20 protein-coding genes are annotated in these 24,650 nt (G+C 60.9%); 12 read left to right on the plus strand and 8 right to left on the minus strand.

What is annotated here, in order from left to right; genetic code table 11:
- Positions 1-49 precede the first annotated feature (49 nt).
- From ACMYUN_RS02490 to ACMYUN_RS02505, 4 genes are all read right to left on the minus strand, one after another.
- Entirely contained in the window at positions 50-1,015 is a 966-nt protein-coding gene (locus tag ACMYUN_RS02490) for a Gfo/Idh/MocA family protein (protein WP_415762687.1), read from the minus strand.
- A gap of 9 nt (positions 1,016-1,024) precedes the next feature.
- Positions 1,025-1,912 carry a Dyp-type peroxidase gene (locus tag ACMYUN_RS02495; protein ID WP_415762688.1) on the minus strand — a complete coding sequence of 296 codons (888 nt, stop codon included), beginning with the start codon at positions 1,910-1,912 and terminating at the stop codon, positions 1,025-1,027.
- A 74-nt stretch (positions 1,913-1,986) separates the two neighbouring features.
- Positions 1,987-2,724, minus strand: coding sequence for a DUF72 domain-containing protein (locus ACMYUN_RS02500; protein WP_415762690.1), 738 nt, complete (start codon positions 2,722-2,724; stop codon positions 1,987-1,989).
- A gap of 10 nt (positions 2,725-2,734) precedes the next feature.
- Positions 2,735-4,522, minus strand: coding sequence for a thiamine pyrophosphate-requiring protein (locus ACMYUN_RS02505; protein ID WP_415762691.1), 1,788 nt, complete (start codon positions 4,520-4,522; stop codon positions 2,735-2,737).
- A 180-nt stretch (positions 4,523-4,702) separates the two neighbouring features.
- Here ACMYUN_RS02505 and ACMYUN_RS02510 point away from each other — a divergent pair, with 180 nt between their 5' ends.
- The 4 genes from ACMYUN_RS02510 to ACMYUN_RS02525 all read left to right on the plus strand — a co-directional run bounded on the left by ACMYUN_RS02510 (position 4,703) and on the right by ACMYUN_RS02525 (position 9,991).
- Positions 4,703-5,206, plus strand: a complete 504-nt coding sequence (locus tag ACMYUN_RS02510; protein WP_415762692.1) for a cupin — start codon at positions 4,703-4,705, stop codon at positions 5,204-5,206.
- 232 nt (positions 5,207-5,438) lie between these two features.
- Positions 5,439-6,278, plus strand: a complete 840-nt coding sequence (gene yghU / locus ACMYUN_RS02515; RefSeq protein ID WP_415762693.1) for a glutathione-dependent disulfide-bond oxidoreductase — start codon at positions 5,439-5,441, stop codon at positions 6,276-6,278.
- A gap of 223 nt (positions 6,279-6,501) precedes the next feature.
- Positions 6,502-8,670, plus strand: coding sequence for a TonB-dependent siderophore receptor (locus ACMYUN_RS02520; RefSeq protein ID WP_415762694.1), 2,169 nt, complete (start codon positions 6,502-6,504; stop codon positions 8,668-8,670).
- Positions 8,671-8,797: 127 nt separating this feature from the next.
- A complete protein-coding gene (locus ACMYUN_RS02525) occupies positions 8,798-9,991 on the plus strand; it encodes an ATP-binding protein (RefSeq protein ID WP_415762695.1) in 1,194 nt (397 codons plus the stop codon).
- 8 nt (positions 9,992-9,999) lie between these two features.
- Here the strand turns inward: ACMYUN_RS02525 and ACMYUN_RS02530 are convergent, their stop codons facing one another.
- Positions 10,000-10,932, minus strand: a complete 933-nt coding sequence (locus tag ACMYUN_RS02530; RefSeq protein WP_039758730.1) for a helix-turn-helix transcriptional regulator — start codon at positions 10,930-10,932, stop codon at positions 10,000-10,002.
- Positions 10,933-11,483: 551 nt separating this feature from the next.
- On the opposite strand from ACMYUN_RS02530, the gene ACMYUN_RS02535 reads away from it, so the two are divergent.
- From ACMYUN_RS02535 to ACMYUN_RS02550, 4 genes are all read left to right on the plus strand, one after another.
- Positions 11,484-12,833 carry an MFS transporter gene (locus ACMYUN_RS02535; RefSeq protein ID WP_129998545.1) on the plus strand — a complete coding sequence of 450 codons (1,350 nt, stop codon included), beginning with the start codon at positions 11,484-11,486 and terminating at the stop codon, positions 12,831-12,833.
- Between the two features lie 99 nt (positions 12,834-12,932).
- Entirely contained in the window at positions 12,933-13,625 is a 693-nt protein-coding gene (locus ACMYUN_RS02540) for a fumarylacetoacetate hydrolase family protein (RefSeq protein WP_415762697.1), read from the plus strand.
- A gap of 32 nt (positions 13,626-13,657) precedes the next feature.
- Positions 13,658-14,416 (plus strand): SDR family oxidoreductase, encoded by a 759-nt coding sequence (locus ACMYUN_RS02545; protein WP_415762698.1) that lies wholly within the window; start codon positions 13,658-13,660, stop codon positions 14,414-14,416.
- Between the two features lie 31 nt (positions 14,417-14,447).
- On the plus strand, positions 14,448-15,404 hold the full coding sequence (locus tag ACMYUN_RS02550; RefSeq protein ID WP_415762699.1) for a 2-hydroxyacid dehydrogenase: 957 nt from the start codon (positions 14,448-14,450) through the stop codon (positions 15,402-15,404).
- A 743-nt stretch (positions 15,405-16,147) separates the two neighbouring features.
- Here the strand turns inward: ACMYUN_RS02550 and ACMYUN_RS02555 are convergent.
- Together ACMYUN_RS02555 and ACMYUN_RS02560 are read right to left on the minus strand one after the other, a co-directional pair.
- Entirely contained in the window at positions 16,148-16,489 is a 342-nt protein-coding gene (locus ACMYUN_RS02555) for a hypothetical protein (protein WP_415762700.1), read from the minus strand.
- Between the two features lie 86 nt (positions 16,490-16,575).
- Entirely contained in the window at positions 16,576-17,217 is a 642-nt protein-coding gene (locus tag ACMYUN_RS02560; RefSeq protein ID WP_039758743.1) for a class II glutamine amidotransferase, read from the minus strand.
- A gap of 166 nt (positions 17,218-17,383) precedes the next feature.
- Here ACMYUN_RS02560 and ACMYUN_RS02565 point away from each other — a divergent pair, with 166 nt between their 5' ends.
- The 3 genes from ACMYUN_RS02565 to ACMYUN_RS02575 all read left to right on the plus strand — a co-directional run bounded on the left by ACMYUN_RS02565 (position 17,384) and on the right by ACMYUN_RS02575 (position 19,398).
- The gene (locus ACMYUN_RS02565) at positions 17,384-17,632 is read left to right on the plus strand and encodes a hypothetical protein (RefSeq protein ID WP_129998743.1); all 249 of its coding nucleotides are present in this window, start codon (positions 17,384-17,386) and stop codon (positions 17,630-17,632) included.
- A gap of 105 nt (positions 17,633-17,737) precedes the next feature.
- Complete coding sequence (locus ACMYUN_RS02570; RefSeq protein ID WP_415762701.1) at positions 17,738-18,895, plus strand: GGDEF domain-containing protein; 1,158 nt, start codon at positions 17,738-17,740, stop codon at positions 18,893-18,895.
- 8 nt (positions 18,896-18,903) lie between these two features.
- The gene (locus ACMYUN_RS02575; protein ID WP_039758747.1) at positions 18,904-19,398 is read left to right on the plus strand and encodes a PaaI family thioesterase; all 495 of its coding nucleotides are present in this window, start codon (positions 18,904-18,906) and stop codon (positions 19,396-19,398) included.
- 217 nt (positions 19,399-19,615) lie between these two features.
- Here ACMYUN_RS02575 and ACMYUN_RS02580 read toward each other — a convergent pair whose 3' ends face one another.
- Complete coding sequence (locus tag ACMYUN_RS02580) at positions 19,616-21,820, minus strand: OsmC domain/YcaO domain-containing protein (RefSeq protein WP_415762702.1); 2,205 nt, start codon at positions 21,818-21,820, stop codon at positions 19,616-19,618.
- 220 nt (positions 21,821-22,040) lie between these two features.
- Between ACMYUN_RS02580 and ACMYUN_RS02585 the strand changes: the two genes are divergently transcribed.
- Positions 22,041-24,650 carry an EAL domain-containing protein gene (locus tag ACMYUN_RS02585; protein ID WP_415762703.1) on the plus strand — a complete coding sequence of 870 codons (2,610 nt, stop codon included), beginning with the start codon at positions 22,041-22,043 and terminating at the stop codon, positions 24,648-24,650.

The following is a 24,650-nucleotide window of genomic DNA, read 5'->3' on the forward strand; positions in this document are numbered from 1 at the left end:
CAGGATGCTTTCGCGAGCAGGCTCGCTCCCACAAGCGGTCGTGGTCTACTCAGCGTTTGAGTATCTGATCCATGACCCAGTCGGACTTGACGGCTTGCTCGGCCACGGCGGGGTGCTGTGATTCACCCCGAATATGCGCATTCATCCCCAGCACGTGATGCCACTGGATATGTTCGTGATGGGCAATTTCCAGGCTGATTTGCTCATCGGCAAACAGCTGCACCGGATGCTCGTCGAACACGGAAAAACCGATGCGTCCCTTGCTGCCAATAATCTCGACACGGTCCTCACGCCGGTCCGCAACAAAGTTCCAGCAACCCATGCCCAGCGCCCCGGAGGCGAATCGCCAAGTGGCGCTGACCGCATCTTCCGCCGCGTACAGACCTGCCTGACGCGCGGTGAAACCGGCGACTTCAACGATGTCGCCAAGCAGATACTGGAACAGGTCCAGGCCATGGCTGGCCAAGTCGGCAAAGTAGCCGCCGCCGGCCACCGCCGGATCGGTACGCCAATTCTCCCGACCTTCAAGATCAGCCGGCGACGGCGCTTTGGTCAGTGTCCAGCTCAGATGGCGGACATCGCCGATGCGCCCCTCCTCCAGCCATTGCCGCACCTGAGCGAAGCGCGGCAGCGAGCGACGGTAGTAAGAGACGAACAAGTGCAGACCGGCAGCGGCAAACGCTTGCTGCATCTCGCGGCTTTGCCCGGCGTTGAGCGCCATGGGCTTTTCCACGCAGCAATGCTTGCCGGCGGCGGCGACTTTCAGGCTGTAGGCGTGGTGGCTGTCGGGCGGTGTGGCGATGTACACCGCGTCGACTTCGGGATCATTGATCAGCGCATCGACGTCGGTATAGACGCGGCTGATGCCATGGCGCGCGGCGTAATCGGTCACCGCTTCAGGGCGTCGGCCCATCACCGCGACGAGCGCCGAACCGGGTGCCTTGTAGAAGGCCGGCCCGCTCTTGCGTTCAGCGACGCTGCCGCAACCGATCATGCCCCAGCGCACCACATTCATATTCAGTCCTCAGCCAATGCGCAACGCGCGCAGATCAAGGCGTCCGTCCTTGAGAGGCGGACACCAGTAGTAACCGCCGGTGATTGGTCGGCTGATCTGGTACAAGCCATCGGCGATACCATCCTCCAGACCGCTCATGCGGCGCAGTTGCGCTTCGAAGGCATCCAGCGAGAAACCGAAAGCGAGGAACATCAAACCAGCGCGATCGCCTTCGATCCACGGCATCGAACGGCGCACAACGAACGCTTCGGGTGCGAAGCTTTCCTGCGCGGTGCGTTTGACGTGGGCGGAGATCGGCGCGTCGTCGATTTCTTCGTTATCGCTCAAGCGCCGCCCCATGATGTCGTCCTTGGCGCCGGCAGACAGGCGATGAAAACCCTTGAGGTCGTGCTGCCATTGCTGGATCGCGGCGAAGCTGCCACCGACCAGTCCGTCAGCGCCGGAAGTCAGCAGCGCGGCGGCGACAGCGGCGTCATCGTGGGGGTTTTCCGTACCGTCCTCGTACCCGGTGAGGTCGTGGCCGTCCATGTGGCGGAAGGCTTCCTGCATCTCGACCAGACGCAAGGCCGGGGCCAGCGCGGCTTCAATAGCGTTGCAACGGTTGAGCAACTCACCCCGGTCGACACCGTGCAGCCAGATCCACAGGGCATGCTGGGTCGACGGGTTGTTCACGCCCACGCCGGTCAGCGCCGGGAAGCTGCGCAGGCCGGCGATTTCGACATTCAGCGCCTTGGTCAACGACTCACCAAAACCGAGCACCGCCGACTTGCCATCCACCAGCATCAGCAGGTTGTCGATCGCTTGCGGCAAGGCTTCAACCGACGCCAGGGCGAAAAACAGATGACGTGCTTGCGCAGGAACAGGGGTGGCGAGAATGCCCGGCTGGTAGTAACTCATGTGAACTCCTTGAAAAAGTGCGCGGAGTTTACCTGTAGCCGGATGGTTTGTGTGGGTGGCGAGAGCGTCGTCGTTCAGCGTTCGACGCCTTCGATCAAGGCCTTCAAAGCCAGCGCATCGGCTGTGGCAGCGCCGCTGGCGGTGTTGTCGAAGATGCACCAGATGTCTTTGCCTTCAGCCTTCGCGCTCTGCAGGTTCTGAGCAAGCTGCTGCAAATAAGCCGCGTCATAAGCGCTGTGATAAATCCGTGGCGAGCCGTGCAGGCGCCAATACTGCAGGCCTTGCCAGCCACCCGGCGCGGTGTCGGTGCTGATCCGCGAGGGATCGACCACCGCCTGGGCAATCTGCAGGTCCACCAGCATGGCCTCAGCGCCCGTCCAGGATTCGTGTCGCGGCTCCAGCACCACGCGGCCTTGAAAAAGCTCGCGCAAGGTCCGGAAGAAAGCCTCGGCTACCGGCGCCTCAAACGCCAGTTTCGGTGGCAATTGCACCAGCAAGCAGCCGAGTCGATCACCCAAGCCCTGACATTGCCCGAGAAACTCATCGAGCGCGGCCGCGCTGTCCGCCAGCCGCTGTTCATGGGTAATGAGCTTCGGCACTTTCACTGCGAAGCGAAAGTCCGGCGCCACCGAGTCGGCCCAGCGTTCGTAGGTTTGACGGCGATGCGGGCGGTAGAACGAGCTGTTGATTTCCACACAGTTGAAGCGCGCGGCGTAGCGTTGCAGGTGCGTGCCTTCGGCGGGGAATGCCGGCCAGTGCTCGCGAGCGAGACTCCAGCCGGCGCAACCGATGTAGAGGGTTGAGTCGTTCAAGCGCACACCGTCATTTCTTCCCGGGCAACACGGCGCCCAGTACCTGCTTGGCGGTCTGCACGATCACCCCGGCTTCGTCCGGATCGCCCTTGAGCAGGGTCGTGGCGAATTTCTTCGCTTGCTCAAGCTTGATGTGCGGTGGCAGCGGCGGCACGTTCGGGTCGGTCTTGAACTCGATCAGCACCGGCACTTCCGAGGCGAGTGCCTGTTCCCAAGCAGCGGCGACCTCTTCCTCGCGATCAACGAAAATGCCCTTGAGGCCAATGGAGATCGCGAACAGGTGATATGGCACGTCCGGAATGCTCTGCGACGCTTCGAACTTCGGATCGCCCTCCATCACCCGCTGCTCCCAGGTGACCTGGTTGAGGTCTTCATTGTTGAACACCGCGCAGATCCATTTCGGGCTTTGCCACTGGCGCCAGTATTTGGCGACGGTGATCAGCTCGGCCATGTTGTTCATCTGCATCGCGCCGTCGCCGACCAGGGCAATGACCGGGCGTTCCGGGTAAGCAAATTTCGCCGCGATCGCATAGGGCACCGCCGCGCCCATCGAGGCCAGGCCACCGGACAACGAGCATTTCATGCCGCGACGGACTTTCAGATCGCGGGCGAACCAGTTGGCGCAGGAGCCGGAGTCGCTGGTAATGATGGCCTGCTCGGGCAAACGCGGTGACAACTCATAGACCACCCGTTGCGGATTGACCGGATCGGCTTTGGCCATGGCGCGTTTTTCCAGGGTTTTCTCCCAACTGCTGCGCCAGCCTTCGATCTTCTTGCGCCATTTGTTCGAGGTCTTCTGTTCCAGCAGCGGCAGCAACGCGGCGAGAGTTTCTGCTGAATCGCCGACCAGATTGACCTCCATCGGATAACGCAGGCTGAGCATGTCCGGCTGCAGATCGATCTGAACGCCGCGCGCCTGGCCTTCCTTGGGCAGAAATTCGGAATACGGGAAGCCCGATCCGATCATCAGCAAGGTGTCGCACTCGCTCATCAGCTTGTAGCTGGGCTCGGTGCCGAGCAGGCCGATGCTGCCGGTGACCCACTGCAAATCGTCGGGCAATACCGCTTTGCCCAGCAGCGCTTTGGCGACACCGGCGCCGAGTTTATCTGCCACGGCGATGACTTGATCAGTCGCCTCCAGTGCACCGGCACCGACCAGAATCGCGACTTTCTCGCCGCTGTTCAGTACCTCGGCGGCGCGTTGCAGATCGGCTGCATACGGAACGACTTTCGGCTTGCTGTAGCCGACGCCGGAATGCGCGGTGCCATGGGCGCGCGCCGGTTGCTCGTAAGGCAGATCCTGCAAGTCATTGGGCAGAATCAGCGCGGTGACGCGGCGCTCGCCGACAGCGGTACGCACCGCGCGATCGAGCAGATGGCGCACTTGCGACGGCGCCGAAGCCTGCTGCACGAACGCGCCGGCAACATCCTTGAACATCGACACCAGATCCAGCTCTTGCTGGTAGTGACTGCCCAGCGCCGTGCGCGCCTGCTGACCGACGATGGCCAGCACCGGCATGTGGTCCATGCGCGCATCGTAGAGGCCGGTGATCAAGTGCGAAGCGCCGGGACCGGAGGTGGCGATGCAGACGCCCAGCTCGCCGGTGAACTTGGCGTGGGCCGAGGCCATGAACGCAGCCATTTCCTCGTGCCGTGCCTGGACGAATTCGATCTTGCCCTTGGCCCGGCTCATGGCGCCGAACACGCCGTTGATGCCATCGCCCGGATAGCCAAAAATTCGTGTCACGCCCCATTCGCTGAGCCGTTCAACCAGAAAATCCCCTACTGTCATCGTCATCTTGACCCTCGCCATTTGCCGGTGCATGGACATGTAAGGGTCTGGACAGCCCGCTTAGCGATGAAGTTTCGATGGATTGTGTGGGCATGGGCCCTGGCCCCATGTTTACGCAGCAATGATTTTTTGAGGCGAGTGCCCTGCCCTGCGGTCGATTGAGAAATGATCGAAGGAGGATGGGCCATGACTGAAGTACAAACCCTGCTGCTCGAACGCCATGACTGGGTGCCGAACAATCCACGTTTGCCGGTGCTGATCTACCGCAGCGCGGTGGCCATCGAGGGCGACGACCCGGCGGCGCGCTTCGAGCAGACGTTCGGCGCCAATGGCTGGCCGGCGCAGTGGCGCTACGGCATTTATGACTATCACCACTACCACACCGAAGGCCATGAAGTGCTTGGCGTGGCGGCCGGTCAGGCGCGGTTGATGTTGGGCGGGCCTGATGGGCAAGTCGTCGACGTCAGTGCCGGGGATGTATTGCTGCTGCCGGCCGGGACCGGGCACTGCAATCTGGGCTCGAGCGAGGATTTTCTGGTGGTAGGTGCTTATCCGCCGGGGCAGCAGGCAGATATCTGCCGGGCCGCGCCGAGTGATGCGCAGTTGGCGCGGATCGAGGGGCTGGCGTTTCCTGAGACCGATCCGGTGCAGGGAGTCGGGGGTGCGGTTGGGCAGTATTGGAGCCGTTAGGCGCGGCGACCCTGCCGACGCTTTCGGGAGCAGGCTCGCTCCCACGGGAGATTTGTGCCTGACTCCGAACCTGTGGGAGCTGGCTTGCCAGCGATTGCGGTGGGTCAGCCAATATTGATGCTGGATGTGCCGCCGTCAACGCTGGCAAGCCAGCTCCCACAAGGTAGTGTTCTCAATCCTTTCGAGATACGGTGTCTACCTGTTCTCTCCCAGCATCGACGAGGTCCGTTTCATGAGCAACGCGTCTTACGTTCCGCCCAAGGTCTGGAAACACGAAGCCCCGTCCGGCGGCCAGTTCGCCAGCATCAACCGCCCTGTTGCCGGGCCGACTCATGACAAAGAGCTGCCGGTCGGCAAGCATCCGTTGCAGCTGTATTCGCTGGCCACGCCCAACGGCGTCAAAGTCACCATCATGCTCGAAGAGCTGCTCGCACTCGGGCACAGCGAGGCCGAATACGACGCCTGGCTGATCCGCATTGGCGAGGGCGATCAGTTCTCCAGCGGCTTTGTGGAGGTCAATCCCAATTCGAAGATTCCGGCGCTGCTGGATCGCAGCGTCGAGCCGCCGATCCGGGTGTTCGAGTCCGGTTCGATCCTGCTGTACCTGGCGGAAAAGTTCGGCGCTTTGCTGCCCAAGGATCCGGCCGGTCGTACCGAAACCCTCAACTGGCTGTTCTGGCAAATGGGCTCGGCGCCGTATCTGGGCGGTGGCTTCGGGCATTTCTACGCGTATGCGCCGGAGAAGCTCGAATACCCGATCAACCGCTTCACCATGGAAGCCAAACGGCAACTGGATGTGCTCAACCGCCGTCTCGCCGACAACGCCTATCTGGCCGGCGACGAGTACACCATCGCTGACATCGCCGTGTGGCCCTGGTACGGGCAACTGGTGCGCAACAACGTTTACTCGGCGGCGGAGTTTCTCGCGGCGCATGAGTACACCCATGTGCAGCGCTGGGCGGAAGCAATCGCCAAGCGGCCGGCGGTCATCCGTGGGCAACGGGTGAACCGCACCTGGGGCGATGAAGACAGCCAGGTGCCGGAGCGGCATGGGGCAGAAGATCTGAATTGAACCAGACGCGGTCTGTCTGACCGACCACCAGGCAAAAACTGTGGGAGCGAGCAAGCCCGCTCCCACATTCGTTTCCACGAGAGCATCGATTCAATTGTGAAAAATTCATTAACTAACTGAGCCGTACGGGTTTACCCCCTCAGAAACATCCTACATACTAATGCGAATGATTCTTACATGCACTCGCATCAATTTCGTTTGGGTAATCTGGGGAAGCAGATAGATGTCGTTTCACACGATCCACCGCCGTTCGAACCTCTCACCTAACCTCCTCGCAATCGCCATCGGCATGGCCAGCATCGCACCTGCGCTGGCCGAAGAAACCGCACCCACTGCGCCAGCCGATGGTCCGCTGGAACTGCAAGCGACCGAAATCGGCGCCACGCAGATGAGCAGCACCACCGAAGACACGCAGTCCTACACCACCGGCCCGATGCAGACCGCGACCAAACTGTCGCTGACCATGCGCGAAACGCCGCAGGCGGTGACGGTGATCACTCGCCAGCGCATGGACGATCAGAACATGACCAGCGTCAACGACGTGGTGCGCGGCACGCCGGGGCTGTTCCTCAGCGAGGCCAGCGGCCCGGGCCGGCAGACTTACAAGGCGCGCGGTTTCGACATCGACAACATCATGTACGACGGCCTGCCCAGCTCGTATTCACCGTTCACTTTGGCCGTGCAACCGAACCTGGCGATGTTCGACCGAGTGGAAATCGTCCGTGGCGCGACCGGCCTGGTCACCGGTGCCGGCAACCCGTCGGCGGCGATCAACATGGTGCGCAAGCGTCCGACCGCTGATCAGCGCGTGACCCTCACCGGCGCCGCCGGCAGCTGGGATGATTACCGTGGCGAAGTCGATGCCTCCAGCCCGCTGAACGAAAGCGGCACCCTGCGTGGCCGCGTCGTGACGTCGTACCAGGGCGCCGACAGCTTCCGCGACAAGGAAGAAAACGATCACGGCCTGTTCTACGCCATCGGTGAAGCCGACCTGAGCGAAAGCACCACCGCGACCCTGGGTTTCTCCCGGCAGAACGATCAGACCAACTATTTCTGGGGCGGCCTGCCGATCGGCGAAAACGGCCACCACCTCGATCTGCCCCGCTCCACTTACCCGGGCACCGATTGGGAAAACCGCAAGCTGCAGGTCGACACCGTGTTCGGTGAAGTCGAACACCGTTTCGACAACGACTGGAAACTGCACCTCGGTGGCTCGACGTCGACCCTCGAGGGCGAATTCTCCGGCACGTACCTGTCGCGTTACGACGGCCCGCTGGAAACCACCGCCTACCAGTCGCACCACACCGACAAGCAACGCGCCTTCGACGGTTTCGCCAGCGGCCCGTTCGAAGCGTTCGGCCGTACCCACGAATTGGTGGTCGGCGCGAGCAATCGCGTGTACGACGCCACCACCAAGGAATACTCGCCCTACGACACCGGCCTGCCGATCGCCGCGCCAAAACCTGACTTCGTCCGTAGCGGCAAGTCGCGCAACGTCACCACTCAGGACGCGGTTTACCTGACCACTCGCTTGAGCCTGGCCGACCCGCTGACGTTGATTCTCGGCAGTCGTCTGGACTGGTATGACTACGACGATCGCAGCGCCGACGGCGACTTCAAAGTCACCCGCAACCTGACCCGTTACGCCGGCCTGATCTACAAACTCGACGACCATCACTCGGTCTACGCCAGCTACACCGACATCTTTACCCCGCAAACCCAGAAAGATCTCGGCGGCAAAGTGCTGGAGCCGATCGTTGGTGAAAACTATGAGGTCGGTATCAAGGGCGAATATTTCGACGGTGCGCTGAACGGCAGCGTGGCGGTGTTCCAGATGGACCAGACCAACCGCGCCACCCAGGCGGCGACCCAGCTCGGCTGCCCGGAACTGACCTGCTACGAAACCTCCGGCAAGGTTCGCGCCCAAGGCGTGGACATGGAACTGCAAGGTGCGCTGACCGAGCAATGGCAAGTCGGCGCCGGCTACACCTACACCCGCGCCCACTACATCAAGGACGAAAACCCGGCCAACAATAATCAGAAATTCGACACCGACATGCCCGAGCACTTGTTCAAGGTCTCGACCGTGTACCGCTTCCAAGGCCCACTGGAGAAACTGCGCGTGGGTGGCAACGTCTACTGGCAGAGCCGCATGTACAACGACATCGCTTTGGCCAATGGCAGCAGCTATCGCCTGCAACAGGGTGGCTATGCGACCACCGACTTGATGGCCGGTTACGAGGTCAACAAGCACCTCGACCTGCAGGTCAACGCCAACAACATCTTTGATCGCAAGTACTACTCCTCCATCGGCACCGACGTGACCTGGGGCTCGACCGACAACTACGGCACGCCGCGCAGCTACATGATGACCGCAAAGTACAAGTTCTGAGTCGATAGTGGTCAGCAAGTAACGCCAAATGCGCCGGGACTTTTCCCGGCGCCCTTTTTTGCATGTTCATTAGGCATGGCCGGGAATTACCGATAGTCTCTGGCGACACTTTCGCGAAGCGCCGGCCATGCCCCAGACAGATTTCTCCTCCGACCTCGAAGCCATCGGCAGCATTGACGCCGTGCCGGTGATCCTGAGCATGGTCAAGCACATGACCGGCATGCGCTTCGCCGCCGTAGCGCGGGTTACCGAGAGCAAGTGGATCGCCTGCGCCGTGGATGATTCGATTGACTTCGGCCTGTTGCCCGGCGGCGAACTGGTGCTGGAATCGACGATTTGTCATGAGATCCGTCAGCACCATCAGCCGGTGATCTTCGGCCACGCCAGCCAGCACCCGCTGTTCTCCAAGCATCACACGCCGAAAACCTACGGCCTGGAAAGCTACATTTCCATTCCGATCATCAAAGCCAATGGCGAATTTTTCGGCACACTCTGCGCCATCGATTCGGTTCCAGCGAACCTCGACGAGCCGGCCATTGAGAAAACTCTTACCCTCTTCGCCCAATTGATTGCGATGAGCCTGGATACCCAGAGCCATTTGCACGCGACCAAAACCGCGCTGGCCGATGCCCATGAATTGGGCCGTCTGCGCGAGCAATTCATTGCCGTATTGGGCCATGACTTGCGTACGCCGCTCAGCGCTATTCGCATGAGCGCCGATCTGCTGCAAAGCAAAGCCGAGGACAAGCGCTCGCGTACGCTGTTGTCGGCGATCCGCACCAGCTCGGTGCGCATGGGCGTGCTGATCGAAAACATCCTCGACTTCGCCCGGGGTCGGCTCGGCAGTGGCATTCCGGTGCAGCGCAAACTGGTCGATGATTTGCAGCAAACGCTGCGCCAGACCCTTGAAGAAATCCAGGTGGCGTACCCGCAGGCGAGGTTTGTTGCCACGCTTGAGGTGCCGGCCGGGGTTTATTGCGACCCGCTGCGCATCAGCCAACTGTTGTCGAATCTGCTGGGCAACGCCGTGACCCACGGCTCCACGGCCGAACCGATCGTGCTCAAAGCCTTCGCCGAGGGCGACGAGATCGTTATTTCGTTGACCAATCAGGGCACACCAATCCCGCCAGCGCTGATGCCGCTGCTGTTCGAACCGTTTTCCCGTTCCGAAGCAGGCCAACGCAACGAAGGGCTGGGACTGGGCTTGTACATCGCCGGGCAAATTGCCAATGCGCACAACGGCACCTTGAGCGTGACGTCCGACCGTGAAACGGGCACCTGTTTTGTGGCGCGCTTCCCTGCCCGCTTCAAGTGGGTCTGAGCGCCGCTCTAAGTATTCAGTGGCGTCTGCGGCGTGTCCGGGTTGAGCTGGCGGCGGCGAAACTGGCCCGGTGGCTGGCCGTGAATCTGGCGAAAACGCCGGGAGAAATAAGCCTCATCGGCGAACCCGCACAATCGCGCCACTTCGCCCACCGAACGCGTACTGTTGAGGAGGAAATTGCGCGCGGCGTGCATGCGCCGCTCCAGCACCAGTTCGGTGAAGGTCTTGCCGATTTCCTTGCGCAGCCAGTGCGTCAGGTAGGTCGGTGACAGATAGGTCGCAGCGGCGACTTTGATCAGGTTGAGATCAGGATCGGCGATGTTCTTCCGCAAGTATTCGAACATGCGGCTCAAGGCGTCGCGACGGCTGTTCTCGGCGGCATTCTCTTCCGCCAGACGCTTGAGCGGTTCGGCATAGAGAAAACACACGCTACCGATCATCTGCAGCAAGAGCCCTTTGAGCATTTCCCGCGTGCCGAACTGACGATTCTCATCAAGTGCGCGCATCTGCTCGATCAGGCCACAAACCTGAGCGAAATCCTCATCGCCCAAAATGAAATCCAGATGCTCCTGAAAGCGGAACGGCGACAGCTCCGGCGCGAGCAGGATCGACACTTCTTCCAGGTCCATCGGGTCGCATTGCAGATGCGGCAAGAGGAACGTCTGGGAAAAGTTGATGACGATGAAATTGCTGTCCTCGGGATGCGGAATCACGTGTACGCGGTGCGGCAGGATGAACGCCAGGGTGTTGCGCGGGAATGGCCGCTGGACGCTGCCGATGTGCTGCACGGTGTCGCCGCCGAGGTTGATCTGGATCTGGAAGTACTCATGCCGATGAGGAGCGGTTTCGGCGCGCCGACCCTTTTTGTCGCGAATGTAGAAATCGGTCAATTCGCTGCGTTGCTGCATGACGTAGGTCGGAATACGGCTGGGTGAAGACATGGGCAGGAGGTCCTCCGGGCAGTGAGGTGGCGCTTGTCATCTTGCAGGGTTGAGCGGTGGTCGGCAATCAGTCATACGATGACGACGGCGCCTGGAGTTTTTTCTGCCGATGGAGTGGCAATGCGCCTGTCCAAAAGCAGAAATAGTCGAAGATCAACACAAAGTGTTTAATTTCAGAATCTTAGGAAATATTCCTAATCAGAATTATTAAAACTTAACGCATTTATTTTTTTGGACACGTTCGCCAAACCGGCTTTTGTGAAGAAAAAACGTTCTAACCCATCGGTTGATTTAGAACCGTTGTACGACCACTGTAATGACCAACGCAGCCCAACCTCTTTCAAAAACAATCGAAGGTGCGCACGTCATGATCCTGCTATTTCCCCTCGCCGCCCCGCCCGACCTCCCCTTGAAGTCAATCGCACAAAGACGCTCCTGAACGTCTGAAACCCGCGCTGCAACCCGTTCGCTTGCATTGCCCCACACGTTGCGGGCAACGGCATCGGCTGCTCGAAAAATCTCGACTCTACTAACAATAACGAGGTCTCCGCATGTCCAACTCCCATTCCTCCAGTGCCACTGTGCCGCCGGTGATAGCCGGCGCACGCGATGCCGTTACGACGCAGCGTCTGCCTACGCGGCGGCGCTGGTTCATGCTGTCGTTGCTGCTGATCGCGACGATCATCAATTACATCGACCGGGTGAACATCTCGATCGCCGCGCCGTTCATGGCCAAGGACCTGGGACTGGACAAGATCGAGATGGGCCTGATTTTTTCCGCCTTCGCCTGGACCTATGCGCTGGCGCTGGTGCCGGCGGGGTTTATCGCTGACCGGTTCGGCTCGCGCTTCACCTACGGCGTATCGCTGATCAGCTGGTCGACCGTCACTGTCTGTCAGGGTTTCGCCACGGGGTTTGCCTCGCTGTTCGGCCTGCGCCTGGCGGTCGGCGCCATGGAAGCCCCGGCTTTCCCGGCCAACAGCCGCGCCGTGACGGTGTGGTTCCCGGCGCGGGAACGCGGGCTGGCCAGCAGCATCTACGTGTGCGGCCAGTACCTCGGTACGGCACTGTTCACCGGCGCGCTGCTTTGGCTGGCGACCACTTTCGACTGGCGCCACGTGTTCTACAGCACCGGCGCACTCGGCATCGTTTTCGGTGTGTTGTGGCTGTACCTGTATCGCGACCCGCTGAACTGCAAGAAAGTCAGCCAGGAAGAATTGAAGTACATCGAAACCGGTGGCGGTCTGGTCAAGAGCAGCCAGGAGCGCACCCGTTTCAACTGGCGGCAGATTGCCGAGCTGTTCAGCTATCGGCAGATCTGGGCGATCTGCATCGGCAAATTCGCCAGCACCTCGGCGCTGTACTTCTTCCTCACCTGGTTTCCGACCTACCTGATCGAAGAACGCAAACTGACCATGATCAAGGCCGGGATCTTCGCCGTGCTGCCCTTCGTCGGTGCGACCGTGGGAATCCTGCTGGCCGGCATCGTTTCCGACCTGCTGATCCGTCGCGGCTACTCGATGTCGTTTGCGCGCAAGTTGCCGCTGGTGGTCGGTTCGATGCTGGGCATGTCGATCGTGCTGGTGAACTTCACCGACTCCAACCTGATCTGCATCGCGGTGTTGACCATCGCTTTCTTCGCCCAAGGCATCGCGTCTTCGTCGTGGGCGGCGGTGTCGGAAGTGGCGCCGAAAGAGCTGATCGGCCTCACCGGCGGCATTACCAGCCTGGCGGCGAACATCGGCGGCATCGTCACGCCGATCGTGATCGGCGCCATCGTCCACGCCACCGGCACCTTCGCCTATGCCTTCTGGTTTATCGGCGGCGTGGCACTGATCGGCACCCTCTCCTACTCGTTGCTGCTCGGGCGCCTGTATCGCATCGAACTGAAGGTGCGCTGAGGCGAATAACCCGGATTTGTCCAAACGCAGGCGGCTTTCGTCCAACTTCGCCGACGCCAGCCGCCGTACGCTGCCCTTTCAAACAGGATGACCCGCAGGATGAACATGACCGAATACGTCTTTACCCCGGATCTGCCGGTGACCTTGCCGGTTCTCGGCACCGAGCAGCGCTTCCCCGTCGGCCGAGTGTTCTGTGTCGGCCGCAACTACCCGTGGCCGGACTCGCAAGGCCAATCGCGCCAGCCGCCAGTATTTTTCATGAAACCGACAAGTTGCGTGGTCGATGCGCTCGGCGACGTGGCTTTTCCCTCGGTGTGCGAGGACTTCGTTCACGAAATCGAACTGGTCGTGGCCATCGGTGAAGGCGGCGCGAATATCCCGGAGGATCAAGCGCTCGCCTACGTCTGGGGCTACGCCGCCGGCCTCGACCTGACCCGCCGCGATGTGCAACGCGCGGCCAAGAGCAACGGCTTGCCGTGGGAAGGCGCCAAGGTGTTTGACGGCGCCGCGCCGATGACTGCCGTGGTCCCGGTGAGCCGCTGCGGCCATCCCGAAGGCGAGTTGTGGCTGAACGTCAACGGCGAAGAACGCCAGCGCGACAACCTCGACAGCCAGATCTGGTCGGTCAGTGAAGTGATCGCGCGCATCTCGCAATCGGTGGCCCTGCGCGCCGGCGACCTGATCATGACCGGCAGCCCCGCCGGCGTTGACAGTCTGCAACCGGGCGATGTGATTAGCGCCGGCATCGACGGCATCGGCGAATTGGAAATGCGCGTCGGCCCACGGCCCTGACCCAGCGGTTCAGAAAAAAGGAGAACAACAATATGAATACCCCTTTGAAAGTCGCGCTGGTCACCGGCGCCGGCACTGGCATTGGCCGCGCCGTGGCGCTGGGCCTGATGGCCGACGGTTTCACCCTCGTGCTCGCCGGCCGCCGGCCCGAGCCTTTGCAGGCGCTGGTCGAACTGGCGCAGAGCCAGGGCCACCAAGCACTGGCGGTCCCCACCGACGTGCGCGATCCGGACAGTGTCGACGTGCTGTTCGCGACCATTGCCGAGGTCTACGGCCGCCTCGACGTGGTCTTCAACAACGCCGGCGTCAACGCCCCCGCCGTACCGCTGGACGAGTTGACCTTCGAGCAATGGCGCAACGTGATCGACACCAACCTCAACGGCGTCTTCCTCTGCGCTCGCGGCGCGTTCGGGCTGATGCGTAAACAACAGCCGCAGGGCGGGCGGATCATCAACAACGGTTCGATCTCGGCACACACCCCGCGCCCGTTCAGCAGCGCCTACACCGCGAGCAAACACGCCGTGCTCGGCCTGACCAAATCGCTGGCGCTGGACGGCCGCGAATTCAACATCGCTTGTAGCCAGATCGACATCGGCAATGCCCTGACGGAAATGTCGGTGCGCATGACCAAAGGCGTGCGCCAGGCTAACGGCAGCATCGCCGTCGAGCCAATGGTCGACGTCAAACACGTCGCCGATGCGGTGCGCTACATCGCCGGCCTGCCGCTATCGGCCAACGTCCTGAACATGACCGTCATGGCCAGCGCCATGCCGTTTGCCGGCCGCGGTTGAGCCGGCCTTTTTATTGCGTAACGAGGTAGCCATGAAGCCAGAAATCCTGCAACTGAGCCCGATCCTGATCCCGGAAATCAACGCGCGTCTGGACGAACTGTTCACCGTACGTCGCTACTTCCAGCAACCGGACAAAGCCGCCTATATAAAAGAACACGGCGCCAACATTCGCGGCGTTATAACGGGCGGCCACACCGGCATCAGCCAGGCGCTGATGGCGCAACTGCCGAACCTTGAAGTGGTGGCGGTCAATGGTGTTGGCACCGACGCCGTCGACCTGGCCTACGCCCGCGACCGTGGCATCCGCGTCACCGCCACCATCGGCGCCCTCACCGAAGACGTCGCCGACCTCGCCATCGGCCTGCTCATCTCGGTCTGTCGAGGCCTGTGCACCAGCGACCGCTACGTCCGCTCCGGCCAATGGCCACAAAGCCCGACCCCACTTGCCCCGCTGCCCTTGGCCCGACAAGTCTCCGGCATGCGCATCGGCATCGTCGGCATGGGCCGCGTCGGCCGCGCCATCGCCACCCGCGCCGCCGCCTTCGGCTGCCCGATCAGCTACACCGACCTGCAACGCATGAGCGACGTCCCCCACACCTTCATCGCCGACCTCAAACAACTGGCCCGCGACAGCGACGCCCTGATCCTCGCCGCCGCGGCGGACAAGGGCGAAGCGATCATTGATGCGCAAGTGCTGCAAGCGCTGGGCAAGGACGGTTATCTGATCAACGTCGCGCGGGGCAAACTGGTCAATGAAGCTGATCTGGTTGCCGCGCTTGCGGCTGGTGAAATTGCCGGGGCTGGGCTGGATGTGTTTGTCGATGAGCCGAATGTGCCTGAAGCGCTGTTTGGTAATGAACAGGTGGTGCTGCAACCGCATCGGGCCAGCGCCACCTTGCAGACCCGCACGCGGATGGGGGAAATGGTGGTGGCGAGTCTGGTTGATACGTTTGCGGGGAAAGTGCCGGTTGGGTGTGTGACGGGGTGAATGGGTTCCGGAGCGCTGTTCGTGATCGCGGCACACACCGCCTTCGCGAGCAGGCTCGCTCCCACAGGTTTTTGTGGCGTGAACAGGAATTGGTCAACACCCAACGTCCAATGCAGGCTTGCTCTCAACGGAAAAGCAAAAGCGAAGGCCAGATCAAAAGATCGCAGCCTTCGGCAGCTCCAGTTGGATCGCGTTCCGCTCAAGAACAGGTCGGCTGGCAGGCCGCCTTCGCGAGCAAGCTCGCTCCCACAGGAAAGCAAAAGCAAACCAAGCAGGCCGTCCCGCCACCCAACACGATGAGCGTTAGCTCGAGTAAAGCTTTTGATCCTGGAGCCCGTCGGCAGGCTGAGTGGAGGGATTGATCCGGGGGTGGGAGCGCAGCGACCGTACGACGCAGTCGTACACAGCGGAAGGAGGTGCAGCGAAGCAAACCGTAGCCGCTGCGCCCGGATCGATCCCGGAGCGAAGGAACCCCGAGCCCCAGCGAGCGGGCCGAACGTCAGGGCGAAGCCTTTTTGGGTACTTTTTCGGCGTCTGGAAAAAGTGCCTCGCCGTAAGGGCGAAACCGCCAGCCGCAACACCACCAAAAAAGGATATACACCCAAAAACCCCGAAGCATGGTCGGCCCAAAGGCCGCCAAGTCCAAAAAAAAAGCCCCACAACCGAAAACCAGTGTGGGGCCAAAAAATTGGTTGGTTGCGGCCAACCAAAGGAGCTCTGTCAAAACCCGTCAAGCGCTCAGATCAAATGCACTCCTGAGCCGCCCGCTCAAAACTCGAAGGCAACAGATTCGACGCCAGCAAATGCCGCTCATAAATGAACACCTTGCCGCCCTTCCCCGCCTTGTACGCCTCCAGCACGTTGTCCGCCGACACCTTGCTCGGCACCACAATCCGATAACTGCGCTGATTCTGCGAAACCGTCGGGTTCAACGCACTGCCCTGCAACTTCGGCACCACGCACTCGGCGTACTGCGCCGGTGTCTTGCTGGTCTGCAACGTCAGGGTCGGATCGTTCGGCGCCGAAGCACAACCAGCGAGCAGCAAAGAAACAAAAGCCATGGCTGGCACGAATAAAGGACGCATGGGGTAAATCCTGAAAATAAAGGTTCGGTTCAACCGGCAACGGTTCGACTTCACGGCATCGCCGCTGCCATTCAATTTTTGGAGAATCAGCTCGACGCCACCAAGGCCTTGAGCGACACATCGAATTGCTTCAGCGCATTGAGTTGCAGGTCACGCTGCTGATTGATCTGCGCGGCGATTTGCGGCGCCGCACGGTCATGCACCCAGACCGAAGGCAACTCCTGCTCGATTGCGCCCTCGGCCTTGCCGATGTATTGCAGGTCGGCGTCGTAGAACCGTGCAGAGAAGCGCGCCTCGACGAGACTGTTGCGTTGGGTCAGCAAGCGATTGAAGGTGTCGAGCTTGACCACCACATCCGGATGGGCCTGAAGCAGTTCATCCAGGTTGTCGTAAACGGTCACCGAGACGAACTGTTGCTGCAGCGAACTCACCAGCCAGTCGAGCGCCAGTTCCGGGTCGGAGCTGCCGACAAAGGCGTCGCGGATTTGCGAGTCCAGTGCGTCCTTCGCGCCGTTCAGCGCCATGTCGTGGTAGCGCTCCAGGTATTGCAGGTTCTGCAGCGTGTTTTCGCTGAGCAATACACCTACGGTCTGCGTGTGCTGCAACGCCGAGGCGCTGGCAGCGATGGGTTGCAGGTGACACGACCGGGCGTCGTCTGCGTAAGCCGGTGCGGTAACCACCCCGCCCATCAGCAGGGCGATCATTGCCAGTCGAGTCAGAATGTTCATCGCGCAATTTCCTTGAGCTGCGTCTTCGATGGAGGCGATTTTCCGCCGATCGCTGGCAAAGCAGAACTTGCGTTTCTTGATGGTCACTATTACTTCCAGCAATAGTTGCGTGCCGCGCAGACTGATGCACACTGCGTAAACCAAGAAAAATGATGAGGGTCTCGCCTTGAGAACGTTTGATCTGATCCGTGATGCCGTGCTGCCCGAATATCGCGAGCGCGTAGCCGAATACCTGATGCAGTACGAAAGCGTCCTGCTGGACAAAAATGCCCGTGACAAGCCATTGATCCGCGACACCGCCCAGCAACTGCGCGGTTACCTGCGCGGGCTCAACACCACGCGAGTGCTGGGCATGGCCTATTGGGAAGAGCTCGATCGCCGCGTTATTGACACATGGCTGACCGCCCAGGAGTGACCGCCGGAGCGCCAGTGGTCTGCCCGGCGACGCGCCCCCTGCGAAAAACCTGACCAAACGCTTACAATCGCAGGCCTATTGCCATACATACAGGCCTGCCCGGAAATGCCGCTCGACCCGCCAACGATGCTGACCATCACGATCGCCCTCGCAGCCGCTGCCGCGCTGTATCTGGCGGTCGAATGGCGCAGCATCCGTGAGCCTTCGCTACTGTTCTGGAGCGCCGGTTTCGCCACCATCACCATCGGTTCTACCCTCGCCCTGCTGCGCAGCAGCGGTTTTCTGCTGCTGGGCATCTGGTTCGCCAACGGTCTGCTGGTGACTGCACACTTCTTTTTCCTGCTCGGCGTCGCGCGCTTCACCCAGACCCGAATGTCGCCGGCGTGGTACCTGGTTTTCGCAACGTGGCTGATCATGTTGATGTTGCCGGACGGACCGCTGTGGTCCAAGGCCATGCTGGTGGCCAACTCGCTGCTGGTGGCGCTTCCGACACTCAAGGCCAGTTCGCTATTGCGTCCGCACGGCAAGTCACTGAGCGTCGGCGCGGTGCAACTGCGCTTTGTGCTGCTCGCCCATGGCATCTTTTATGTGGCCAAGGCTCTGACCGTAGTGATCCCCGGCACGCTGATCGATCTGGCGGCGTTTCGTGGCGAGATCATCCAGATTTCACTGGTCGAAGGCGCTATGGCGATCATGTTGATTGCGCTGTCGATGACCGGCACCGAGCGTTATCGCCGGGAAAAGCAGATCGCCCGCCTCGCCGAGCGCGATCCGCTCACCGCCCTTTACAACCGCCGCGCCCTGGAAAAACGCACGCCACGCCTGCTCGCCAGCGTAGGCCCGCAACGCCCGGGTGCGCTGCTGTTGATCGACATCGACAACTTCAAACTGGTCAACGATCAGTATGGGCACATCGCTGGCGACCGCTTGCTGATCGCTTTGAGCGAGATGATCCGTGCCCAGCTACCGGCCAATGCGCTGACTGCGCGCCTGGGTGGCGATGAGTTTTTGATGTTGCTCAACAACGCTTCGCCCGAAGCTATCCTTGAACTGGGCAATGCCTTGCGCGAACAGTTTCTGGCCCTGGCGTCGCACACCTATCCCACGTCCGCTGCGGTGACCTTGAGCATCGGCGCCACCCTGTTCGACAAACCACCAGCCAGTCTGGATGCGCTGATCGAACTTGGCGATGCCGCGCTCTACGAGTCCAAACGTGGCGGCCGCAACCGCTTGCGCCTGTCCGGCCTCGCCATTTCAGGATGACCCACACCATGTCCAGCCACGACACCCCGCTGCAAGACCTCGCCGCCCCCGACGGCGTTTGCTACGGCTGCGGCGGCCGCAACCCGCAAGGCCTGCACGTCAAGAGTCGCTGGGACGAAGACGGCAGCCACGTGATCGCCGAACACGTGCCCGAAGCCCAATACTGCGGCTGGCCGGATCTGGTCTACGGCGGGCTGATCGCCATGCTGGTCGACTGCCACTCCAACTGGACCGCCATGGCCTGGCACTACCGCGCAGAAAATCGCGAAGCCGGCAGCCTGCCGCGCATCGACTGCGTGACGGGCAACCTCGGGATCAAGTTCATCAAACCGACGCCCATGGGCGTACCGCTGCTCTTGCGTGCACGGGTCGAAGGTGAGGTCGGGCGCAAGACCCGGGTGATTTGCGAGGTGTATGCCGGGGAAGTGCTGACAGCGGTGGGTGATTCAGTGTTTGTGCGAGTGGATACGGGGCAGTTGGCGGATGCAGCGCATGGCCGCTAAAGCCAAAGCCCCTCAGCCTAGCCCTCTCCCGGAGGGAGAGGGAACTGACCGCGGTGTTTGGTCTAAATACGCCGACCTGGCAAACCGAGTCGAACGCGAATATTGAAAAACACATGGATCGGCTCCCTCTCCCTCGGGAGAGGGCTGGGGTGAGGGGCTGCGGTTCAAGCCACGCAGCCACACTCAAGCCGAAAGCGAAGCATTCTGAGCCAGCTCTTCAATGCGACAAAGCCGCCACACCCGCCCGCGCCGCATGCAGCTTTTTATAGCTCTCGATCAAGCGCAAATGCCGATCCAGCCCTTCCAGCTTCATGCTGGTCGGTGTCAGGCCATAGAACCGCACACTGCCATTTACCGAACCAATCGCCGCATCCATGCGCTCGTCGCCAAACATCCGACGGAAGTTGGCCTCGTAGTCTTCCAGCTCGAGATCGTCGTCCAACTCCATCTCCAGCACCACATTCACAGCCTGATAAAACAAGCCGCGCTCAACAGTGTTGTCGTTGTATTGCAGGAACGCCTCGACCAGATCCTTCGCCTCGTCAAACTTCTGCAGCGCGAGGTAGATCAACAGGCGCAGTTCGAGAATCGTCAACTTGCCCCACGGTGTGTTGTCGTCGAACTCGATGCCGATCAGCGTGGTGATATCGGTGTAGTCATCCTGCTCGCTGCGTTCCAGGCCCTGGACCAGATTGCGCAGGCCAACCTTGCTGAGGTTGTGCAGATTGAGAATGTCGGCGCGGAATTGCAGGGCTTTGTTGGTGTTGTCCCAGATCAGGTCTTCGATCGGGTAGATCTCCGAGTAATCCGGCACGAGGATGCGGCAGGCCTTGGCGCCGATGTGCTCGTAGACCGCCATGTAGACTTCCTTGCCCATGTCTTCGAGGATGCCGAACAGGGTCGCGGCTTCTTCGGCGTTGGAGTTTTCGCCTTGGCCTGAGAAGTCCCACTCGACAAATTCGAAGTCTGGTTTGGCGCTGAAGAAGCGCCACGACACCACACCGCTGGAATCGATGAAGTGCTCGACGAAGTTGTTCGGTTCGGTCACTGCCTGCCCTGAGAACGTCGGCTGCGGCAAGTCATTGAGGCCTTCGAAGCTGCGGCCCTGAAGCAGTTCGGTCAGGCTGCGTTCCAGCGCGACTTCCAGGCTCGGGTGCGCGCCGAAGGAAGCGAAGACGCCGCCAGTGCGCGGGTTCATCAGGGTCACGCACATCACCGGGAATTCACCGCCCAGCGAGGCGTCCTTGACCAGCACCGGGAAGCCCTGCTCTTCCAGGCCTTTGATGCCGGCGAGGATGCTCGGATATTTCTCCAGTACCTCTTGCGGTACGTCCGGCAGGGCCATTTCGCCTTCGAGGATTTCGCGTTTGACGGCGCGCTCGAAAATTTCCGACAGGCACTGCACCTGCGCTTCGGCCAAGGTGTTGCCGGCGCTCATGCCGTTGCTCAGGTAGAGGTTTTCAATCAGGTTGGACGGGAAGTACACCACCTCACCGTCCGACTGGCGCACGAACGGCAGCGAGCAGATACCGCGCTGGGTGTTGCCGGAGTTGGTGTCGTACAGGTGCGAACCGCGCAACTCGCCGTCGCGGTTGTAAATGCCGAGGGTATAGTCGTCGAGAATCTCGCCCGGCAACTCGTCCTTCGGACCCGGCTTGAACCATTTCTCGTCCGGGTAATGCACAAATTCGGCATTGGCGATGTCTTCGCCCCAGAACTGGTCGTTATAGAAGAAGTTGCAATTGAGGCGCTCAATGAACTCGCCCAGCGCCGAGGCCAGTGCACCTTCCTTGGTCGCGCCCTTGCCGTTGGTAAAGCACATCGGCGAATGCGCATCGCGGATATGCAGCGACCAGACGTTCGGCACGATGTTGCGCCACGAGGCGATTTCGATCTTCATGCCGAGGTCGGCAAGGATCTTCGACATGTTGGCGATGGTCTGTTCCAGCGGCAGGTCCTTGCCGGCAATGTAGGTGCCCGCCTGGGAATCGGACTGCGGCATCAACAAGGCCTGGGCATCGGCGTCGAGGTTGTCGACTTCTTCGATGATGAACTCGGGGCCGGTCTGCACCACTTTTTTGACCGTGCAGCGGTCGATGGAACGCAGGATGCCCTGGCGATCCTTGTCCGAGATGTCGGCGGGCAATTCAACCTGGATCTTGAAGATCTGGTTGTAGCGGTTTTCCGGGTCGACGATGTTGTTCTGCGACAGGCGAATGTGCTCTGTCGGAATGTTGCGTGTGTCGCAGTACAGCTTGACGAAGTAAGCCGCGCACAAGGCCGACGACGCCAGGAAGTAGTCGAACGGCCCCGGTGCCGAGCCATCGCCCTTGTAGCGAATTGGCTGATCGGCGATCACCGTGAAGTCGTCGAACTTGGCTTCAAGTCGAAGGTTGTCGAGAAAGTTGACCTTGATTTCCATGCGGGATTACCAGAATACGGCTAAACGAATGGCGGCCATTATCCGGTTTTTGTGCGGGAAGTCTCGCCCTTTCGGGATTCGCCGCTGGCCGGCCATGCTGGAAATCTCGCAAGATTCGCTACACTTTGAACAAATCCCGGCGATGCCAATAACATCAATCTGAACATTGTGCCCGCGCCATTGTTCTAGATTCAGAAGACACCGGATCAAGGACGAGCACATGGCCGTAACTCACGCTGCGCCGCCAATCCCCACCCCACAGCGCGCTGTGACCCGACGCCTGGCCATCGCCGTTGGCGCGTTGTTCGTCGCTGGCGTCATTGCCGCCATCAGCACCTTGCTGGGTATCGCCAATACCCTTGATGCCAAAGACCTGGAACAGAACCAGTTCTACTCCGTGCGCGCCGTGGAGAACCGCATCACCACCTCGAAAAACTACATCACCAGCTACGCCTACTGGACCCGCGCCTATGAGGCCTTGAGCGGGCCGATCGACGTCGACTGGGCCTACACCGAACAGAACATGGGCAAAACCATGTTCACGACCGACGGCTATGACGGCGTGTTCGTTCTCGATCGCAATCGCACCAAGTACGCGGTGATTCGCGGGCAGATGGTCGAAACCGACGTGTCCACGGTGCTGCAAGCGCCTGCCTCGGCGCTGGTCGAGCAGGTGCTCAGTCAGCCCGACCTGACCAAACCGATCAGCAGCTATTCGCTGTTCGAAGGCTGGCCGGCGCTGATCACCGCTGCCGCGATCATTCCAAACGACGAGCGTCCGCTGGACGAACTGAGAAACACCTCGGTGCTGGTATTCGTCGACAAGCTGACGCCGACCAAATTGCGCAAGATCGGCAGCGGTTATGGCCTGTCAAACCTGACTCTTGTCCCGGATGACACGGTTAAAAATGACCATCCAAGCGTACCGCTCGACAGCACCGGCTACAGCCTCGTGGCCGACCTGCAGCGGCCCGGCCAGCAATTGTTGTGGACGCTGGTGCCACCGCTCGGCGCGACATTCCTGGTACTGATGCTGCTGACGGCATATTTTTTTCGCCACGCCCTGCGCTCTTCGCAATACGTCGATAACAGTATCCAAGCGATGCAGGCGTCGAATCAGGCATTGGAAGCGGCCAACCACGCGCTGGAAGCCAGCGAAGAACGTTTTCGCGCCGTGGCCGAGGCGGCGTCGGACTGGATCTGGGAAGTCGATGGTCAGTTGGCGCTGACCTATCTGTCGGCGCGTTTCAGCGAGGTCACCGGCTACTCGCAAGCCCTGTGGCTGGGCCAGGACATCGGCGAATTATTGACCTGCGACACCACACCTCTGGAGCTGTGGCTGCGCAAACTCAGCGAAGAAAACAGCGCCGGCGATTTGCGTTGCACCTACCGCGATGAATCCGGCCAGCCGCGCCATTGCCGACTCTCCGCACGGCCGATTTTTGACAAGGACAATGTCGTCGGTTATCGCGGCACCGCCAGCGACATCACCGACGAAGTCGCCGCCCACGCGCAGATCCAGCACCTGTCGATGCACGACGCCCTGACCGGTCTGCCCAACCGCAACAAACTGGCGCGCTATCTGGATGAAGTGCTGCTATTGAAGGAACATGCACCGCCGCTGTCGCTGCTGATGATCGATCTGGACAATTTCAAACCGATCAACGACTCCCTCGGCCATCCGGCCGGCGACGCGGTGCTGCAGGAAGTCGCCACGCGTCTGCGTGAGTGCACCCGCGAGCACGACCTCGTTGCCCGCCTCGGTGGTGATGAATTCGTGGTGGTGCTCAATGGCATGGACAGCCATAACGAGATCGACAAATTCTGCACACGGCTGATCGGCAGCCTGCATCAGCCGATTCTCTACGAACAGCATCCGCTGCACATCGGCGCCAGTGTCGGTATCGCGCTCAGCCGTCGGCACGGCTTCGTCGCCAGCGATCTGATCCGCTACGCCGACATCGCGCTATACCAGGCCAAATCCGACGGCAAGAACACCTGGTGCTATTTCGAAGCGCACATGAGCGATCAGATCAAGACGCGCCGGCAAATGGAAGATGACCTGCGCCATGCGCTCAAGCACAACGAGTTCGTCCTGCACTATCAGCCGCGCTACAAGGTTGATGGCAAGCACATCGTCTCGGTGGAAGCGCTGGTGCGCTGGCAGCATCCGACCCAAGGCTTGCTCGGGCCGGACGTGTTCATTCCGCTCGCCGAACAGACCGACCTGATCGTGCCGCTGGGGCGCTGGGTTCTGCGCGAAGCCTGCGAAACCGCGCTGGACTGGCCGTCTGACATTCTGCTGTCGGTGAACCTCTCGCCAGCGCAGTTCGCCCTTAGCGATGTGGTCGAAGACGTTCGCGAAGTGCTGGTGGCAACGCGTTTCCCGGCCAGCCGCCTGGAGCTGGAAATCACCGAGAACGTGATGCTCAACGACACCGATGGCGCGCTGATGACCATGAATCAGCTCAAGGAACTCGGCGTGCGTCTGAACATGGACGACTTCGGCACCGGCTATTCGTCGCTCGGTTATCTGCGCGCCTATCCGTTCGACGGGATCAAGATCGACAAGCGCTTTATCGCCTCGATCAGCAGCGGCACTAATGATCGCGCCGTGGTGCAGGCGATCATCGGTTTGGGCAAAGCCATGGGTTTGACGGTGACGGCCGAAGGCGTCGAGACCGAGGAGCAACTGGCGATTCTCGGCAAGGATCAATGCAACGAGGTGCAGGGCTACTTCATGAGCCGGCCGATCGACAAGGCGGCTTTTGCTGATCTATTGCGGGCTTCGAGGCTGTCACCAGTCAGCAAAAAGGGCCGAGTCACCTGA

Origin of the sequence: Pseudomonas sp. CP4 (genome assembly GCF_047758505.1) — a bacterium.
Taxonomy (GTDB): domain Bacteria; phylum Pseudomonadota; class Gammaproteobacteria; order Pseudomonadales; family Pseudomonadaceae; genus Aquipseudomonas; species Aquipseudomonas fluorescens_AO.